Origin of the sequence: Clostridium sp. (assembly GCF_051656525.1) — a bacterium.
GTDB lineage: Bacteria > Bacillota > Clostridia > Clostridiales > Clostridiaceae > Clostridium.
This window is the reverse complement of sequence record NZ_JBOGCC010000069.1, coordinates 1-2094: the sequence shown is the minus strand read 5'-3', so window position 1 is coordinate 2094 and position 2094 is coordinate 1. Positions and strand designations below refer to the sequence as shown.

2 protein-coding genes are annotated in these 2094 nt (G+C 29.9%); both read right to left on the bottom strand.

Features of this window, described 5'->3' with window-relative positions; translation table 11 throughout:
• The coding region (locus tag ACRDDY_RS02395) for an ATP-binding protein (RefSeq protein WP_438563375.1) at positions 1-301 on the bottom strand (301 nt) is incomplete at its 3' end.
• 19 nt (positions 302-320) lie between these two features.
• Entirely contained in the window at positions 321-1868 is a 1548-nt protein-coding gene (gene istA / locus ACRDDY_RS02390; RefSeq protein ID WP_438563374.1) for an IS21 family transposase, read from the bottom strand.
• Positions 1869-2094: the final 226 nt, after the last annotated feature.

The following is a 2094-nucleotide window of genomic DNA, read 5'->3' as shown; positions in this document are numbered from 1 at the left end:
CTACAAACTTTAAGCTACTAAGATGCTTTAGCTTATTTCTAGCATCTTTAGGAAGGGCATTGATTTCAATGTCTTCAAGATACTTTTTATAAGGGAAGTTAGCAAGCCTTATTCGGCTTTGAGTTAAGTTATACTTTCTAATATCATGTTCTTTTTGAAGAAGTCGATATAGAAACTCTTCATGAGTAAGATTGCTATTTAAAGCATCATCAAGAGCCTCTTCTATATCTGATTTAACAACACCGAGTTTTAATGATTCTGCATAGTTTTTAATATCATAAACAAAAGAACTATTAGCCATAGTAATCACGTCCTTAATTTTAAAGTAAAGTATTAAATTCAGATAACATATTAACTGAATTTACCATAATGTCATCATTATAATCTTCTAGATATAACACTTTGTTATCATCTTTTAGAGCACATATAAATTCAATTTTGTCAGTGCTAATATTAGTCGGACAAGTTTCTTGTAAATGTGTAATTGCATTAAATACAGGCGTTAGCCCATATTTACCAACACATTCTAAAACCTTTATAAATTCTTTTTCATTGTTATTAAAATAGGTTGAGTATATATTTTTTAACACACTATCCATCTGCGTAAAAGCAGTACTACTAATAAGAGCCTTTGGCTTCCTAAACAGTGTATATGTATAATGTGAAATATCTATTTTCCACTTGTGCATTCCTGTTATTTTAAAATGCTCGCATACTTTATTTTCATTGTCATAAACAATTATTTTATTTGTATAAATTTTACATCTTACCATTCTATCTACAAAATTATCTGGTACAGAGTAAAAGCATGAATCTATCATAATTGTAGAGTACTTGTTGACTCTGAAATCCTGTATTGTAGAAGTTTCATATAGTGGCATATCTGGGAGTAAACTTTCTTTTTCTTCTAGAAGTAATTCTTTTGATGATAGTTTCTTACCAAATGAAACTTTGCTATTTAATTTATCAAGGATATTTGTAAGATGTATATTAGCCTCTGCTAGCGAGTTAAATTCAAGGTTTTTGCTGAATGCTTTTCTCCTCACAACTTCAACACTTCTTTCAACATGACCTTTCTCATTTCCGCTATAAGTATTGCAAAATCTGTATCTAAATTTATAATATAGGGAAAGTTTTAATAATGCATCTGTAGGTTCTTTTTCTGAGTGCCCTAAAAACTTTTTAACTGCAACTCTAGTGTTATCATATACAACGGTCCTAAAAGATCCTTGAATATGATTAAAGAAGTATGCATGTGCTTCTAAAAAGCATGCTGTATTTTGCTTTGGAAAAAGTCTAGCCCATCTATAATTACTGTATGCTGATGTGAAAACTGCAAGTTGATATTCCCTTAGTACATTATCTTCTGTGTATAGCTTAACTGTTCCGAAGTCAAATTCTACAACATCTCCAGGTACATATTCTTGCTTTATATACGCTTCGCGTTTTTTGTGTTCTATTTTATTTATAGCGGTAGCTACAGCTGAGTAACTTATTGAAAAACCTTCCTCATTAAGAGCCTCACATATATCTATTTTCTTCATTTGTTGTTTAGACAAACCTGATAATCGCTTAGTTTCATTCTCTTTTAAGAAGTATTTAATTCTTTCAATTACATCTTCTGTCACTACTCTTTTTGTTCTTGGAGTAGATTTGTATTTAGGTTGCTGTGTTATTTCATCTATGAGATCTACTTTTTCTGTTTCTGATAAATCTTTTCCTACCTGGCGTAGCCTCTCTTCATATTCAGTTACATATTTTCTTATTGTATCTCTAGCAATTCCAGTCTCTCTATGTATCTCTCTTTGAGACTTATTGTTGCTTATATAATCTAATATAATTTTTTGTTTATCTTTCAAAGTAATCACCCTCACACATCCTTTTATATTTAACTCTTCACTAAGAGTATTAACACAAAAGGATTGGTAAATTCTGTGTGGAATAATTTTTAATTATTTTTTGGACTAGTAATAGTATGTACTAAACAACTAGATTTCCAATAATCTTCTAATACAAAATCATCTGGTCTATGAAACACCTCATTAGTAAGTTTCGCAGATTCAATATTACTCACCCTATAGGTTTTGATAATGT